This window comes from Anabaena sp. FACHB-83 (assembly GCF_014697485.1).
Classification (GTDB): Bacteria; Cyanobacteriota; Cyanobacteriia; order Cyanobacteriales; family Nostocaceae; genus Nostoc_B.
Genome location: NZ_JACJRY010000002.1, coordinates 179977 through 196856, shown reverse-complemented (window position 1 = coordinate 196856; position 16880 = coordinate 179977). Strand labels below are relative to the sequence as shown.

The 16880-nt window shown below is 40.2% G+C and carries 11 protein-coding genes; 9 read left to right on the top strand and 2 right to left on the bottom strand.

Annotation, left to right across the window (positions count from 1 at the left end; all coding sequences use genetic code 11):
- Position 1: 1 nt before the first annotated feature.
- The 5 genes from H6G79_RS03025 (at position 2) to H6G79_RS03005 (ending at position 3577) form a co-directional block, all read left to right on the top strand.
- Positions 2-781: an energy-coupling factor ABC transporter permease gene (locus H6G79_RS03025; RefSeq protein ID WP_190592143.1), complete on the top strand. Its 780-nt coding sequence runs from the start codon at positions 2-4 to the stop codon at positions 779-781.
- Positions 768-1070: an energy-coupling factor ABC transporter substrate-binding protein gene (locus H6G79_RS03020; protein WP_190592144.1), complete on the top strand. Its 303-nt coding sequence runs from the start codon at positions 768-770 to the stop codon at positions 1068-1070. Before H6G79_RS03025 ends, H6G79_RS03020 begins: the two co-directional genes overlap by 14 nt.
- Entirely contained in the window at positions 1067-1879 is an 813-nt protein-coding gene (gene cbiQ / locus H6G79_RS03015) for a cobalt ECF transporter T component CbiQ (RefSeq protein WP_190592145.1), read from the top strand. The genes H6G79_RS03020 and cbiQ overlap by 4 nt, the downstream gene beginning before the upstream one ends.
- Positions 1854-2690, top strand: a complete 837-nt coding sequence (locus H6G79_RS03010) for an energy-coupling factor ABC transporter ATP-binding protein (RefSeq protein ID WP_190592146.1) — start codon at positions 1854-1856, stop codon at positions 2688-2690. The genes cbiQ and H6G79_RS03010 overlap by 26 nt, the downstream gene beginning before the upstream one ends.
- Positions 2691-2908: 218 nt before the next feature.
- Complete coding sequence (locus H6G79_RS03005; RefSeq protein WP_190592147.1) at positions 2909-3577, top strand: Uma2 family endonuclease; 669 nt, start codon at positions 2909-2911, stop codon at positions 3575-3577.
- A gap of 51 nt (positions 3578-3628) precedes the next feature.
- On the opposite strand, the gene H6G79_RS03000 is transcribed toward H6G79_RS03005, so the two are convergent.
- Complete coding sequence (locus tag H6G79_RS03000; protein ID WP_190592148.1) at positions 3629-9364, bottom strand: alpha-2-macroglobulin; 5736 nt, start codon at positions 9362-9364, stop codon at positions 3629-3631.
- Between the two features lie 387 nt (positions 9365-9751).
- On the opposite strand from H6G79_RS03000, the gene pbpC reads away from it, so the two are divergent.
- From pbpC to H6G79_RS02980, 4 genes are all read left to right on the top strand, one after another.
- Positions 9752-12022: a penicillin-binding protein 1C gene (pbpC, locus tag H6G79_RS02995; protein ID WP_190592149.1), complete on the top strand. Its 2271-nt coding sequence runs from the start codon at positions 9752-9754 to the stop codon at positions 12020-12022.
- A 322-nt stretch (positions 12023-12344) separates the two neighbouring features.
- A complete protein-coding gene (locus H6G79_RS02990; RefSeq protein WP_190592150.1) occupies positions 12345-14222 on the top strand; it encodes an ATP-binding protein in 1878 nt (625 codons plus the stop codon).
- 9 nt (positions 14223-14231) lie between these two features.
- Entirely contained in the window at positions 14232-15497 is a 1266-nt protein-coding gene (locus H6G79_RS02985) for a sensor histidine kinase (protein ID WP_190592151.1), read from the top strand.
- A 171-nt stretch (positions 15498-15668) separates the two neighbouring features.
- Positions 15669-15824: a hypothetical protein gene (locus H6G79_RS02980; RefSeq protein WP_190592152.1), complete on the top strand. Its 156-nt coding sequence runs from the start codon at positions 15669-15671 to the stop codon at positions 15822-15824.
- Here H6G79_RS02980 and H6G79_RS02975 read toward each other — a convergent pair whose 3' ends face one another.
- Positions 15825-16382 carry a hypothetical protein gene (locus H6G79_RS02975; protein WP_242048181.1) on the bottom strand — a complete coding sequence of 186 codons (558 nt, stop codon included), beginning with the start codon at positions 16380-16382 and terminating at the stop codon, positions 15825-15827. It abuts the gene before it with no gap.
- Positions 16383-16880: the final 498 nt, after the last annotated feature.

Sequence of the window (16880 nt, the reverse complement as noted above, 5' to 3'; positions counted from 1 at the left end):
TATGAACAGAAAAAAGCAGGCTTTAGCTAGTCTATGCCTGATGGCAGTAATTAGTTTTTATTTAGTAGTTGGTTTACCCAAACCCGCCTACGCAATGCACATTATGGAAGGTTTTTTACCAGTGCAGTGGGCGATTTTTTGGTGGGTTGTAGCATTGCCATTTTTTTTATTAGGGTTGCGGAGTTTGACACGCATTACCCAAGCCAACCCCCAACTTAAACTACTACTCGGCTTGGCGGGTGCGTTTACTTTTGTACTTTCCGCCTTGAAAATCCCTTCGGTTACAGGTAGCTGTTCTCATCCTACCGGCACAGGGTTAGGTGCGGTGCTGTTTGGCCCCTTAACTATGTCGGTTTTGGGTAGTTTAGTATTGTTGTTTCAGGCTTTGTTGTTAGCACATGGCGGTTTGACAACCCTGGGTGCAAATGCCTTTTCGATGGCGATCGCCGGGCCATTTGCCGCTTACTGGATATATAATTTCACAATTAAATTAGGTGGTAAAGCAAAAATCGCCATATTTCTCGCCGCAGCCATTTCAGATTTACTCACCTACATTATTACTTCTATCCAACTCGCCTTAGCTTTTCCCGCGCCTGTTGGTGGCTTCATTGCTTCATTTACCAAATTCGCCGGAATTTTTGCTCTAACTCAAGTCCCTCTCGCAATTAGTGAAGGATTGCTAACTGTATTAGTGTGGAACTGGTTGCAATCTTATAATCCTCAAGAATTAGAATTGCTGAAATTAATCAAACGGGAACCCCAAGGAAATGAATCAGTCTAAAAAAGGGTTGAGTAACTGGTTATTAGTATTAGCTGTATTGGCTTTAGCTGTTGCACCCTTAATCTTTGTCCGTAATGCAGAATTTGGCGGTGCTGATGGCAAAGCACAAGAAGCTATAAGTGAGATACAACCAGAATATAAACCTTGGTTTAAATCAATTTTTGAACCAGCTAGTGGTGAAATAGCAAGCTTATTATTTGCTTCGCAAGCAGCTTTGGGTGCGGGAGTAATTGGTTACGCAATTGGGTTATATAAAGGCCGTTCCCAACAACAAAAGCATGAAGAATGAGTTTGCAATTAGATACGTTAGCTTATACTAATCGGTTGCGAAAATTACCACCAGAGCATAAACTAATTTTTGCCTTGACTACTCTTGCTATTGCCCTTGCTACCCATCCATTCGTGCAGATTTTAATAGCAATTTGGATGGGTGTTTGGACAATGGTTTATGCCAAAATTCCGGCTAGTATTTATTTCCGTTTGTTATTATTTACCATCGTTTTTTGTTTGACAAGTTTACCCGCCTTAATCATCAATGGTGTGTCAATTAATGATTTGCCAAAGGTGCAATTAGATGCTTTATATGGGCTAAGTTTTGGACAATTCTATATTTATGTTAGTCATCATGGCAGTCTGCAAGCCTGGGCAATCTTCACCAGAGCATTAGCCTCAGTTTCCTGCTTATATTTTCTCATGTTAACTGTTCCGTTTACGGAAATCTTACAAACTCTGCGTTACTTGCGATTTCCAGTGCTGTTAACTGATTTGTTATTACTAATGTATCGGTTTATTTTCATTTTGCTGAATACAGCCAATGAAATATGGACAGCGCAAAATTCCCGTGGTGGCTATCGCACTTGGCGTATTTGGATGAAAAGTTTAGCCATATTAATTGGACAACTTTTACAGCGCACATTACAAACATATAATCAGTTTTCTCTGGGTTTAGAAGCGCGGGGTTTTGTTGGGGAATTTAAAGTTTGGCATCCTCGCCGCTATCATCCCCAAACCAGATATATTATCGAAGCAATTTGCGGCTGTATTTGTTTAATTGGATTGGAATTTTGGCGAAATGCAGGAATATTTATTAGAATTTGAGCAAGTATCTTACACCTATTCCGGCGCACAGCAATCAGCTTTGAATGGTCTTAACTTAAAAGTTCCATTGGGTAAAAGATGTGCGTTAATTGGGCAGAATGGTTGTGGGAAAACCACATTATTTTTATTAGCTAATGGTTTATATAAACCTGATAAGGGTGTTGTACGGTGGCGCGGAGAACCGTTAACTTATCATCGTAATTATCTGGGGAAATTGCGTCAACAAGTCGGGCTAATCTTTCAAGATCCCGAACAGCAATTAGTAGCTTCTACTGTGGAAGAAGATATATCTTATGGTTTGTGTAATTTAGGACTTCCAGTTTTGCAAATTCAAGCACGAGTAGAACAAATATTATTAGAATTTGGGTTGACAGCTTTAGCTGAAAGACCAGTACATCATTTAAGTTTAGGACAAAAAAAGCGGGTTTCTATAGCAGATGTGATGGTATTGAATCCTGAATTATTATTGTTAGATGAACCGACAGCTTATTTAGATGTGAAACATACACGGAATTTGCTGAAAACTCTGCAAAAAATTCATCGAGACGGCAAAACTTTAATGATGGCAACCCACGATTTAGATTTGGTGTATCGTTGGGCAGATTGGGTTTTTGTCATGGATAAAGGACAATTGATAGTAGAAGGTGAACCGCAAGATGTATTTAGTCAGCGTTCTTTATTAGAAGAGTTAGAGTTAGGCGTACCGTTGATATATGAAATGTTATTCGATGGGTTATCAGGTGAGGATGAAGCCGTTAGACAAAGGGTAAGGCAAAGAATATTAAAATTATTTCATGATTTTGCATCGTGATATAGCAATCCTAAATGAGTCGTGAAAAACTATAGATAAGGAAACGAACCGCCAAGAACGCCTTCGCGTAGCGTCTCGTAGAGAAGGACGCAAAGGTAAGAAAGAAGAAAAAGATATAGAAATTTTACAAATGATTTAGGACTGCTATATAGTTTAGACTTGTCAATAACTGTGGTTTGCTAAAGTGAGAAGTATCTAATAAATCCCCAGCTTGGCAAATGGTGAAAACACAAGCAATACCTCCTTTGGAAAGTGGCGATCGCTTAACTCGTCCTGAATTTGAACGTCGTTATGATGCTGCACCCCATATCAAGAAAGCAGAGTTGATTGAAGGAATCGTTTACGTGGCCTCTCCCTTAAGACATGAACAGCATGGTAAACCCCACAGTCGGGTGATGACTTGGTTAGGAGTCTATCAAGCCATGACTCCTGGTGTTGACTTGAGTGTGGAACCAACAGTCAGATTAGATTTAGATAACGAACCCCAACCAGACGCAGTACTTTTTATTGAACCTGCGGCGGGTGGACAAACTCGATTAAGCCGTGACGGTTATATTGAAGGTTCTCCCGAATTAATTGTGGAAATTGCTGCAAGTAGCGTCTCAATTGATACGGGTATTAAAAAGCAAGTTTATCGTCGGAATGGGGTGTTGGAGTATGTTATCTGGCAATCTTATGAGAATCAATTGGCATGGTTTTGCTTAGTTGATGGCGAGTATCAATTGCTATCTCCTGGTGCAGATGGCATTATTCGTTCTCAGGTGTTTCCGGGGTTGTGGTTGGCAGAGGAGGCGCTGTTAAATAATCAGATGGCGCGAGTTTTGGAGGTGTTACAAGAGGGGTTGAAGTCGTCGGAATATGCTGCGTTTGTGCAGCGATTTGTTTAACTAACCACAGAGACACAGAGAACGCAGAGAGAAAGACTCTGGGTTTCAAAATCAACGCTTCTCCTCCAGCACAATTGTAGACTCAGCAGTGCGTCCAAATTCTTCTGGTGCATACTGCAAATGTGCTTCTGCGCCAGGCCATGTATATGTACCGGGAGTCACAGAACGGACTAGGTAATGTAGGCTATAAACTCCTGGTTCGAGGTGGTCGGCGTAGGCGATAATGCGATCGCGGTAAATATTGCGATAACCAAGTTGCCAACTATCGGCTTTGGCTTGCAATGCGGCTGTCGCAGTTTGAAAACTCTGGTCTACGGCTTCAAATCCTGCTGGTAATGGGTCTTTAATGACTATATGGTCTACAGGATGGTCTGCAATTATTTCTAAACCAATATCAAATACTTGTCCACTATCGACAGTTAAGGGTTTATCTACAGCATACATCCCGGTTTTTTGCAGAACTTTTTCTTCTCCGACTTTGCTAATTTCGCGTGTGACACGTAAACCGTTAAATCTGCCTGGTTGATTACCTTGCAAGCGATAATTATAGGCAACTAAATAATGTAATTTGCCCCTACCCGATTTTTGTATTATCAAATCATGACGACCACGGGGTAATTTATCCATTGCAACATTTAGCTGCAAGTTAGGATTTTTGTAACCATCAAAGCGATTTTCACCTAACTTTTGACGAGCTAATTGAACTGTGGTGGCAAAGTTTGGTGGTGTGGGTTGGAGTTGACTATATTCTACTAATGCTGTTAAAGCTTGAGCATTATTATAGTTAGTTTGCCATGTACCATCTCGGCGTAAACTTAATAGACTTTGGAATAATTTATCCAGAACTTCCGGTTTACTTTGTTTGGCAATAAATAACCTTAAAGCTTGTGCTTGGGCGGTGGTAGATGAATTCATCCATCCCCAACTTTGGGGTAAACTAATTACGGCGTTGCGTCCAGTTTCATAGATATTTTGTTGTAACTGGTTCTGCATTTGTTGTGATTCATCTTGCCATTCGGGGAATTGCGATAAATATCGCGCTAGTTTGATTTGGGTGACGATATCAAAGTTATTGCGTTGTTGGTAAATATCGCCTAAGAAACTGTTGCTTTTATCACCTAATTCTGCTAAGGCGATTAAGGCGTTTAATTGCAGTTGATGTTTACAAATTTGCTGTTTACAAAATTCATACTGTCCTGGGTTTGCTACTACCTTTTGTAGATAATTTTTCAAGCGCGAAAGTGTTGCAGTATCTACAGAATCGGGAAATGCTTGATTAGCTTTTACTAAAGATTCCGCCGAGTATGCAGAAACCCAAGGATCTGATTTTTCTTGTCCCGGATAAGCAGCAAAACCACCATCGGCTATTTGTAATTTTTGCAGTTGGGTAATGGCTTGATTTGCTTTTTGACTAGGATTAAATTCTGCAAATGTTTGACTATATTGTTTACCTAAAGTTTGCAGGTTAGCAGCAATAATTAATTGACTGGCGGCTGGTTCTGCAAAGGGTAAATCATCATCTTCTAAAACTTGTTTAGCCGGTGCTTTAATTTCGGGTATTAATGTACTCGCTAGTTGAATATCTAAACCACCTGCTTCCGGGTAGACATTTTTATCAACATTCAGGGGAATTTTGACTTGCTTTTCTGTCACGCCAGCTTCTACAACTTGTTCGGTAATTTCTAACGGCTTCACTTCTAAAGGCAGTTCAAAAGCATCGGCTGTATTATTTAGTTGGGTGGTGAACCTAACTTTACTTTCGCCAACGCCACCTGCAATCATGGGGAAGCGATAAGCTTTGGTGGCTGGTTCGGCGTTGGTTTGCAATGAAGTTGTGCTGGGGTTATTTTCGGCAAACTTGACTGTACCGCTAAGTTCGCCGTTAATTGACAGGTTTCCGGTATTCCCGGTGGTGTTGGTGACGGATAAACCTGCGAAGATGCGATCGCCTGGACGGACAAACTGTGGCAAGATGGCATTAGTTAGCAGTGGTTTGGTGGTGATAAATGTCGCATCAGCATTACCAAAGCGTAAGTTTCCATCAGTAGCGACAGTCATCACCCGCCACGTCGTAAAATCATCCGGTAATTTAAAGGTTATCTGCGCCTTACCACTCGCATCAGCTAACACTGAACCGTTGTAGTAAGCCAAAGCTTGAAAATCTGTGCGGACGCGGGTATTTGCTGCACCGACAGAAAAACCACCGCCATAACCCCAACCTTTAGGCTTTGCTATATCTTGGGGTTGTATCACCACATCAGGACGATTATCGCTGAACCGGGTAGATATTTGCTGTTCTGCGTAGACTGTATCTACCAAGTCTGGCGGACGATAACCAGATAGTTGCAACACCGCTTCATTCACCACCATGACAGTAAATTGCCCTGGTGTGGGGTTGTTTTGGTTGTCTTTCAGTTCTAGTTGTATTGTTTGTTCTGCACCCGGTTCTAAAGATGCTTGCAAAGGTGTAACTTGCACTTTCAAATATTTATCTTGCAAGTTGACTTTAAAAGGTGAGAAACCAATTTTTACTAATTTATCTAAACTTCCTGGTTCGACTTGCTTAAGAGGTGCGCCTTGTCTGACTAATACAGCTTCTACTGCTGCATTAGGTAACATTTCTGGTGTGACTTGAAACTGAATTTGGGGTGCGCCTCCCTTAATTTTGGTGACTTGTTGATAAATTGGTTTATCTTTAATAACCGCAAAATATAATTCTGCTTCGGGGTAGGGAGATTGAATTAAAGCTGTGGCAGTTTCTCCAGGATTATACTCTTTTTTATCTAGTTTAACTTCTAGGCGATCGCGGTCTTCCGAACTCCAATAAACTGGGGTTTCTCCTGTTGCCCAAATTTGTAAATCTGTCGCCGTTAATTCCTCTTTTTTATCCCTAAAATTAGCTCTAATTCTGTATGAGCCTGATTCGGGTGGTGTTAAAGTTAATATCTGGGCAGTATCAGCAGAAGTAATATCGGTTTGTTCTACTGTTTTATACTCCACTTGATTTTTCGCAGTGCGACTTCCTTCCACTAACTGCGTCACACTACTATATTTCATCTGTTGTAATTCTAAATGCACTCGTTGACCTGTGATGGGTTTTCCTGTAGGTTCAGTCACTATTATTTCTACAGGTAAAGCCTTACCAGCATCAGCAATAAAATTACTTTTGAGTCCAATAAGTTTGTTACTGGGTAAAGCGGTAAACTTTTGAGAAGCAGCCACAGATAAATTAGAAACATCCGCAACTTGCACATCTACTTGATAAGTCATTGGGTAAGGTAAATCTTTCGCCACCGTCACAGTTTGACTCGTTTTACCACTTGCATCTAACTTGTCACTAGTTTGCAAAACCTCACTGGTTAACGATGGACTTTCTTCCGGCCAAAACCATTGTCTACCAAAACTAAATTCTTCCCAACCTTTAGGGATAAAACTAGTTTGTTGGCGCGTGACAAAATATTTTGCTTCCCCAGCTTCTACAGGCGCACCAAATAAATAGTTACTCGCGGCTTTCGCTTCTACTTTATCATTAGCTAGGGCAAATTCTTTATCTAAATTAAGTTCAACTTTAAAGTTAGGCGGTTTAAATTCAGCCACCCGAAACTCGCCGGAAATTTCTTGTCCTTTTTTGCCTTTACCCTGAATTGTATAGTAGCCCAAAGCCTGAGTTTTCTGAATGGGTAACTCTAAAGAGAAAGTCCCAAACTCATTGGTAGTTTTGCCACCTAATTGGGTTTTCTGTCCGTCGGGATTAATTAGAGTTAATTGATAAACAGCGTTTTTATCTTGCTGGAGAGTCCCATTTTCTAAATAATCAGCAAAACCAGTAAACCAAGCTTTTTCTCCTGGCTGATATAAGTCTCTATCAGAAAAAATTACACCTCGTGATTCTGCTTTAGCTTCTTGCCAACCTGCATCAATACCATAACCAAAAGACCCGCTATATTCTTCGGTTCTGGCAAAAGCCCAATCTTGATTTTCTCGCGCAATTACTAATAGTTGTGGCGATTTCGTAAATCTTTGATTATCAGGAAAACACTGTTTTAAATTATCAACTTGTAGTCTTAAAGTGCCATTTTCATCAGTTGTACCAGTCGCGCAAGGTACAGCATTACTGGGATATTTTTCCTCTAACTTTGATGGATACACTTCAATAGCTGCATTCTTAGCTGGTGAACCATCACTCAAATGATGTACACGAATTAAACCAGAGTCAGGAAACCATTGACTAAATACACCTAAATTTGTCAACTGTACTAAACCATAAGTTACAGGTTCCCGCCACAATTCCTTGCCATTATCTTGATATTTATTTGTGCGTGCTTGGACTCCATAAGCTAACATCCCTGTTGGACTACCAAGCTTTTCTCGTAATGGGACATTGACATCAACAAGTTGATTTTTCTTAAAGTTTACTTTAAAGCTTTGCCATGAATTTAGCTGGGGTAATAATTCATTATCATTACCTTTCGGCGAAGCATTATTAAAATAAACTAAATCGCTGGGCTGAACTACACGAAAAGCGGCTTTATATTTAGACTCTGGTAAATTAACTGTACTAATATTTAACTGTAAATTTTGATTGGACGGAAAGATATGTAAATCTGACGGAACCCAAATATCACCCGCCAAATCGCCAGTATTATATTGTAGGGTGACGGGTTTGTTTAAAGTCTGTCCGAATTTATCTTTAATATTTGTCCCAATCGTAATTTTATAATTAGTCGCAGGTTCTAAAGCGTAGGGATTAAGCGTCACTAAATTAGATTCTTCGGGAACTTGGAACAGTCGAGAGATATCTTTTGGTGCTGGGTCAATTTTGATATTATCTTTAACCGAATCTGCCAATAATATATTATTAAATTCTAGCTGTGGACTACCTTTAATGAATCGCCCATAAGCTCCGTTAACATCAGGCTGTCCGTAAAAGTTGATTGTTTTAAATTCTAAAGGTGAATAAGTCGCCAACTTACTCAACGACTCTTTATCTGTTGGTAAGTTACCGTAATTTGGTAATATACCAGGGGAAAATACCAGACGGTAATTAGTCGCTTTTTCTAAACTTTGCTGCGGTATGAGATTATAAACCCAATTACGTGCTGAAGGGTCAAACTTTTGTAATGGGTCTTCACCTTCTGTTGGTTTTTCCTCTTTCGCTAAGTCTATATTAAAACTGATATCTTTATTTTTACCTTCGGGGACAAGCTTAAGATGTTTTTGTAATGAATCTAAGTTTAATTCGACATTTGAAGTAAATTGCAGTTTTTGTTTTAAATCTATAGGTTGAATCTCTGCCTTTTCCACAGGATTCACACCGGGTAAATCAGTTAATTTAATAGGTTCAGTGTTAAAAGTCCAAGCTAAATCTTGATTTAACTTGTGATTTTTTAAATCTGCCAAACCTGCTTTTAAAGTAACTTGAAACCTTGTGGCTTGGGGTAGGGATTTATCTACTTGAAAACCTACCATACGCGGTGTTAAAAAGCGAAATTGACCGGGTAAAGGCGGCCATAAAGTAAATTTTTGTAATAAATTTTGTTGTTCTGGGCTGTCAAGATTTTCAACAGGAATTAACGCTTCCTTAAAGCGAATACGAATCTGATTTAAAGGTATAGCATCACCTATAGGGCTAATTTGTTCAATCCAGTCTGGTAATTTTGGTGGTGTGAGAGGAGAAACTGCGGGTAACGGTTCTTTATTGGAGGATACACCTAATAAACTACAGCCGCTAATGCTGAGTAAAAAGGTCAGAATAATAAATAATTGCAGAATAATTTTAATAATCATATTAAATAGAATAATTTTGGATCACGCAGAGACGCAGAGGCGCGGAGAAGAGATTAAGAGTAGTTATACTAATTCTGTATGAAGATGCACAGAATCTTAAGAAACGAACCGCCAAGAGCGCCAAGAATTTTGAGTTTCATAGAGTGCAGCTTCACATTAAATTGATATTAGAATTAAAATTTAAACACTCATACTCTCTGCGCCTCCGCGCCTTTGCGTGAGATTCTTTTCCTATATGGATAACTAACCGCCCATAGCCATTTACAAAAATCACTACAATTCTTAATTTAAATTGGTATAAATTGTTAAGTCTTTGCAATATTACCTGATAAACAAATAGCCAGCACGTCACAATTAAAGTAGGTTTTACTATCCAGGGAGTCTCTGATGAGACTAAGTAGGCGGCTCATCCGAAAGTCAAAATTTTTCTTAGCTGTTGTATTTGTATGTATAGTGGTGCGGCTACTGCCCTATTTTGCGCCTATACATACCGCAGATATAGCCCAAAATCAACTGGCTTTGGAATTTAGCGATCGCAATGGGCTACCATTAGGAACAATCCTCACCCGTGACCAAGAACATACCGCCGTCGTCCCCTTAAATCAAGTTTCTCCCCAATTTATCAAGGCAATTATCGCCGCCGAAGATAGTAGTTTCTACCATCATGGCGCGTTGGATATCAAAGCAATTATCCGCGCCATCAACCAAGCCATTCACGCCAAACAAATTGTTTCTGGTGCTTCTACAATTACCATGCAGTTAGCACGAATGTTAGAACCATCCACACGCAACTTCTCAGGGAAATTGCAGGAAATTTGGTTAGCTTGGCGGTTAGCGGCGGGAATGAATAAAGAGGAAATTCTCGCTGCATATATCAACCGTCTGCCAATGGGCGGCAATATATATGGTGTAGAAGCCGCATCCCGGACTTATTTTTCAACACCCGCCAGTGAGTTAAATCTTGCCCAAGCGAGTCTTTTGGCTGCTATCCCTAATAATCCCACCTACTTTGACCCGCTACAACATTGGGATAGACTCAAACAGCGTCAGAAATACGTCCTCAACCGGATGGTACAGGATGGTTATATCACTCAACAAATAGCCGAGAAAACTCAAACCGAAAAGGTGGTTTTTCAGTCTCGCCAACGGGGAATTATCGCTGCACCTCATTTCTTGTTTTGGTTAGCAAATCAGTTATCAAATACCAAGCAACAAGAAACATCTCCCATTTTTACCACCATCGATAGACCATTACAAAAATTCGTCGAAGCCCAAGCACAGCAAGTCATCTCCAACCTAGCCGCTAACAACGTCCACGATGCAGCAGCTTTAGTAATTGACAACCATACGGGCGAAGTTTTAGCTTACGTCGGTTCACCCGACTATTTCAACGAAACCAAACTTGGACGTAACGACGGCGTACAAGCCCTACGTCAACCCGGTTCTACCCTCAAACCCTTTGTTTATGAGTTGGCGTTAGAAAAAAAACTGATTCGCCCAAACACCATCTTGGCTGATGTCCCCGCCCACTATGCTATCCCTGGTGCGAAACTTTATAGCCCTACAGATTATACTCAACGCTTTCTCGGCCCGGTGCGGGTGCGGATAGCGTTAGCCAATTCTTTAAATGTACCTGCGGTGAGAGTTTTAGAGAAAATTGGCGTACCGAACTTTCTAGAACGTCTGCATGAATTAGGCTTTACTCACCTGAATCAAACCCCAGAATATTACGGTTTGGGTTTAACTCTCGGTAGTGGCGAAGTCACGTTATGGGAACTGGCTCAAGCTTACGTCACAATGGCGAGACAAGGACAAAGCATCCCACTTGTAACAACACTCTCTTATTCCCCACTCCCCACTCCCCACTCCCCACTCCCTACGATATGGCAACTGATTACTGATATGTTGAGCGATCGCCACGCCCGCGCCACCGCTTTTGGTGTAGACTCAGTATTAAACTTGCCCTTCCCCGCCGCCGTCAAAACTGGTACTTCTTCCAACTTCCGCGATACTTGGACTGTGGGCTTTACTAGCGACTACACCGTTGCAACTTGGGTAGGAAATTTCAACGGCGAACCGATGCGTCAAGTATCTGGCGTGATGGGTGCAGCACCTTTATGGAACCGTATCATGTTGCACCTGCACGAAAACCAAGAACCCGCAGCGTTTACAGTTCCCCAAGGGTTAATTCAACTTCCTATATGTGCAGATTCCGGTTTACGCCCTACAGCAGATTGTAACTCTGTTGTACAAGAGTATTTTTACCCAGAAGATAAAATTGCTTACGCAACGCAAGATAAGTTTAATTTACCACCCGAATATAATGATTGGTTAGCCAAGCAGCAATCAAATTTTGTCTCTAGTAATTTACGAATTGTCTCCCCCCAAAATGGTGATTTGTTCTTACTCTATCCCGGTACAGAAGGACAGCAAAAATTAGAATTTAAACTAGCCGGAAATCCATCATCAGTTGAGTGGCGGTTAAATGGTGAAAAACTCGATACCCAATCAACTAATTTATTTTGGTATCTGCGTCCAGGAAACTGGAATTTAGAAGCGCGGAGTGCAGACACCAGCGATAAAGTGAGTTTTCAAGTAGAATTGGCTAAAATTCGCCCAACAAAGCGGGGTTTTTCAGTTGTTAATTCTCAGAGGTAAATGTGGTTTTTGAGTATACCATAAAAAGTGCCTAATACGGTTTAGATCAGGCGAAGTTCCTGAGAATAAACCAAATCAATTCAAATCTTGATTTATCGGCGTTTATCGGCGTACATCGGCGGTTAAATATTCTTATCTGAACCTGTTTAGTACCGCCAAATGATTATACTGCGTTAGGCACTTGTATATAATTGCTGTGATTAATTAGCCCACAGTCTGCGCCTATAAATAACCTCTTAAATTTCTTTGCCATCGTTCATCTTGAGTAAAGATTGGGAACACTAAGTTTACGTAAGTTAACACAGTACTAGCAATCTCTAGCATGACATTGGCATTTGTTCCCTATTCCATTTACGTGACTGGGTTTATTCCACATGGACATTGTTATCTCTGGAAACCCGAACTTGTATGGCTAAATATTATTTCTGATGGTGCGATCGCTCTAGCTTATTATTCCATACCTCTGCTATTAATTTACTTTATTTCCAAACGTCAAGATGTCCCCTTTAATGGAGTATTTCTGTTATTTGGGGCTTTTATCTTGGCTTGTGGTAGTGGACATTTAATAGATATTTGGACGCTTTGGCATCCTGATTATTGGGTTTCATCGATTGTCAAAGCGTTTACAGCAATTATCTCAATATATACAGCCTTTGCCTTAATTTATCTCATGCCACAAGCTCTGACGCTGCCTAGTCCAGCACAGTTAGAAGCTATCAATAAAGTGCTTAAAACTGAAATTATTGAGCGTAAACGTATCGAACAAGAACTACGCCTTGCTGAAGAAGCTGCTAAAAATTCTAGCCAAGCCAAGAGTGAATTTCTTGCTAATATGAGCCATGAATTACGCACACCACTCAACGGTATTCTTGGCTATACACAAATTCTCCAACGCACAGAAAAATTAAGCGAAAAAGGGAGTAAAGGTGTCGGAATTATTTATCAGTGTGGTTCTCATTTATTAACCCTAATTAATGATATTTTAGATTTGTCTAAAATCGAAGCTAGAAAACTAGAATTAAATCTCATTGATTTTTATTTACCTGCATTTATCGATAGCGTCAGTGAAATTTGTCGTATCCGCGCTGAACAAAAAGTCATCGGGTTTCATGTATTACTTGACCCAGATTTACCTATTGGGATTCGGGCTGATGAAAAACGTTTACGCCAAGTGTTGATTAACTTGCTTGGTAATGCTATTAAATTTACGCAACAAGGCAGTGTTACCTTTAAAATTAAAGTTATTAACCAAGCTATTCATGATGAAGGTAAAATTATCTATAAACTTCGTTTTGAAGTGATAGATACTGGCACAGGTATTACACCCGAACAACTCGAAAAAATCTTTGTACCGTTTGAACAAGCAGGAAGTCAAAAACGCCAAACAGAAGGCACAGGATTAGGACTAGCCATCAGCCAAAAAATTATTTCATTGATGGGCAGTCAAATTCAAGTAGTAAGTGAATTTGGCAAAGGCAGTACTTTTTGGTTTGAAATAGAATCACCAGAATCTAAAGATTGGGCGAAAGTTTCTAGAGTAGTTGAACAGGGAATTATTATTGGTTATCAAGGAAAAAAACGCACAATTTTGATTGTGGATGATAAATGGGAAAATCGCTCGGTGATTGTCAATTTATTAGAACCAGTAGGGTTTGATGTCATAGAAGCCATTCATGGAAAAGAAGCATGGGAGAAAATCAACACTCATCAACCAGACTTGATAATTACTGATTTAGTCATGCCTGTGATGGATGGGTTTGAGTTGATTAAGAGTTTGCGTCAGGCTAGTCAATTTGCCAACATACCTGCGATCGCTTCTTCTGCCAGTGTCTTTGCAATTGACGAATATAAAAGTATTGATATGGGCGCGAATGCCTTTCTCTCTAAGCCAGTAGAAGCAGAAACACTCCTGGAACTACTGCGGCAATTTCTACAACTGGAATGGTTATACGAAAATCAACAAAACACTACAAACCAACCTAAAACAGATACTTTAGATAATTTTATTTTGCCAGCAAAAGAAGTTTTACAACAATTCTTAGAACTCACTCAAGATGGCGACGTGCAGAACATTTTAGAACTAGCTGAACAACTCGCTTCTCAGCCGCAGTTCCACAACTTTACTAATCACATTATCCAGTTAGCAAAAAACTTTCAACTCAAACGTTTAGAAACTTTTATTCAACAACAAATTAGTTAATACAGCATCATGAATCAGGTTTTAACAAAGGGATTTATTTTGATTGTGGACGATAATCCCACCAATTTATCTGTACTTTCAGAAGCACTCGCGGGTGAGGGTTGGCGTTTTCGTGTCGCGGTGGATGGCGAAAGTGCGATCGCTCAAGCCGAACGCAACCAACCAGAATTAATTTTACTTGATGTCCAAATGCCCGGTATTGACGGCTTTGAAACCTGTCGTCGTCTCAAGGCGAACCCAGTAACACAAAACATTCCGGTTATTTTCACCACAGCCTTAGCTGATACAGAAAGCAAAATTCACGGATTTTCCCTGGGTGCGGTTGATTATATCCCCAAACCCTTTGCCCAAGCAGAAGTTATTGCGCGAGTGCGTGTGCATTTACAACTCCAGCAATTAACCCAATCTTTAGAAGAACAAGTACGCGATCGCACCACTGCGTTACAAAAAGCCCAAGTACAACTGGTACAACAAGAAAAACTCTCAACTCTTGGAGAGTTAATCGCGGGAATCGCTCACGAAATGAACAACCCCATTGGCTTTATCGTTAACAATATCCCGCCCTTACAAGAATATATTGCTGACATCACCAAGCTACTGCAACTGTACGAACAAGAATATCCCGTCCCAAGCGCCACAATTACGACTTTTATACATAACTTGGATTTGCCATTTGTGCTTGAAGACTTAGAAAAAATTGTCAGTTCCATCGAGGTAGGTTCCGAACGCATTCAACACCTTTCAACCTCACTCCGCAGTTTCTCACGCTCAGATAGCGACACCAAATTACCTGCTGATTTGCATACGGGTATGGATAGTACGCTGTTGATTTTACAACATCGCCTCAAGCCTAATGGCGATCGCCCGGCAATTGAAGTGATTCGCGCTTACGGTAAGTTACCTCATGTTCCCTGCTACATCGGTGAAATGAATCAAGTATTTATGAATCTGCTGGCTAACGCCGTTGATGCTCTGGATGAAGCAATTATCCAAGGTAAAATGAGCGATCGCATCCCGCAAATTCAAATTACCACCGATGTCAATTCCCAACAAATGGCGGTAATTAAAATTGCTGACAATGGTATCGGGATTCCTGAAAGACTCAAACAACGACTGTTTGAACCTTTATTTACAACAAAACCCGTCGGTAAAGGTACGGGACTTGGTTTATCTATTGCCCATCAAATTATCGTCGAAAAACACAACGGCACAATGGAAGTTAATTCTCAGCCCGGTATCGGAACCGAGTTTACCATCGCAATTCCCATCTCATGACGATACTTTACTTAGATGACGTAGACCATAGGTATAGCAAAATGCTTGGAATTGGAGAATATTTTTATACCTTGCGATCGCCTAAATAAACTTAATAATACCTCTTCAGAAATTTGCTGTTTTGAAATTGATGATTTAAAGTAGTGCTGAGTTTTTCGGAAACAATCATCAATGACTACTTTAACGACAGAAAAGCAAAAATCCACCAAGCAGAAAAAACAGTCTTTTGGGCGCGTAGATATCGGTTCTCCCAAAGTTCCATTCCGCAAAACCAAAAAAATCAAACAAGAACATGAGTTACTCAGTGACTGGGAACACGCTAGTTAATTAATTACGACTGGCAAAACTCCACTGACACAATTGAGATACTGGTGTCATTCGGGGGCGATTGTATTGGTAAAATCCCTCAAGATTGAGTAAAGCTTTGCGGTACAAAATCCACGTAGCACTATCCTCGTCAACATTGACGGTATTGAGGATATTTGCCTGACTAAGTGTTAAATGTTCTTCTGCATCCCACTTAAATTCAGCAGAATCAACTGTATTTTTCTGCGGAATATCCCACACAATACTTAGACCTTCGCCTGTGATCAGATTTTTATCTGCTATCCCACGCACACAAACAAATTGATCAGAGTGCGGATACCCATAATAACCATTCACTTGATTTCCAGTTTTAGAGAAATTAAAACAAACTCCAGCACCATCCCGCCAATTTTGGGGGTCAGGTTGACTGCAAAATTGATATTGACCATTTACTAAACCGGCAATATTGACTGGTTGATTTGTTAACTGCAAGTCTTGAGCAAAAAGAACCTTACCAGAAATCAGTGAACCTGTGAATAAAGTTAAACAGACAATACCCATTGGTAAGAAATTGCTCATGATTAGCATTATCTCACCGCTATATTTCTGGGAGACTTGGTTGGAGAAAAAGATTTAAATTAACTAATTTCTACACAACTGGGGACGCAGCAACCACCATAAACATTAGCAATGCCAACATCAAAACCAAGAGTTTGACAATTAGGTAAGTTGTAGGATCATAAAGTGAAAAATCGCTAAACATGAGACACCTCCATTAACCATGTTTGCAAAGTTAATTTCAGCAATAAACCTGAAGGGGAAACAGAGGCTAATTTCTATTTTTACCTTTGTTTCCTACATTTATATTTTCTCTCAAAATTCTCTGACCAGAACCATTATGTAATTTTAGGTAACATTTCTCCTGTGTAAGCAGGGTGGGCAGTTTGCCCGCCCAATTAATGCGATCGTAATTTTAAGTATGTTGACATAATTATTTATATTTAGAAGACGCATTTCGACTTCGCTCAATGCTCAATAGCCTTGCTAAAAGAGGGTTGAGCGCAGTCGAAACCCGCC

Excerpts from the sequence above, each read along its gene's own strand:
- H6G79_RS02980 (WP_190592152.1), top strand. The coding sequence starts at position 15,669 with ATGACTACTTTAACGACAGAAAAGCAAAAATCCACCAAGCAGAAAAAA.
- H6G79_RS02990 (WP_190592150.1), top strand. The coding sequence starts at position 12,345 with ATGACATTGGCATTTGTTCCCTATTCCATTTACGTGACTGGGTTTATT.
- H6G79_RS02975 (WP_242048181.1), bottom strand. The coding sequence starts at position 16,382 with ATGAGCAATTTCTTACCAATGGGTATTGTCTGTTTAACTTTATTCACA.
- H6G79_RS03000 (WP_190592148.1), bottom strand. The coding sequence starts at position 9,364 with ATGATTATTAAAATTATTCTGCAATTATTTATTATTCTGACCTTTTTA.
- H6G79_RS02985 (WP_190592151.1), top strand. The coding sequence starts at position 14,232 with ATGAATCAGGTTTTAACAAAGGGATTTATTTTGATTGTGGACGATAAT.
- H6G79_RS03010 (WP_190592146.1), top strand. The coding sequence starts at position 1,854 with ATGCAGGAATATTTATTAGAATTTGAGCAAGTATCTTACACCTATTCC.
- cbiQ (WP_190592145.1), top strand. The coding sequence starts at position 1,067 with ATGAGTTTGCAATTAGATACGTTAGCTTATACTAATCGGTTGCGAAAA.
- H6G79_RS03020 (WP_190592144.1), top strand. The coding sequence starts at position 768 with ATGAATCAGTCTAAAAAAGGGTTGAGTAACTGGTTATTAGTATTAGCT.
- pbpC (WP_190592149.1), top strand. The coding sequence starts at position 9,752 with ATGAGACTAAGTAGGCGGCTCATCCGAAAGTCAAAATTTTTCTTAGCT.
- H6G79_RS03005 (WP_190592147.1), top strand. The coding sequence starts at position 2,909 with ATGGTGAAAACACAAGCAATACCTCCTTTGGAAAGTGGCGATCGCTTA.
- H6G79_RS03025 (WP_190592143.1), top strand. The coding sequence starts at position 2 with ATGAACAGAAAAAAGCAGGCTTTAGCTAGTCTATGCCTGATGGCAGTA.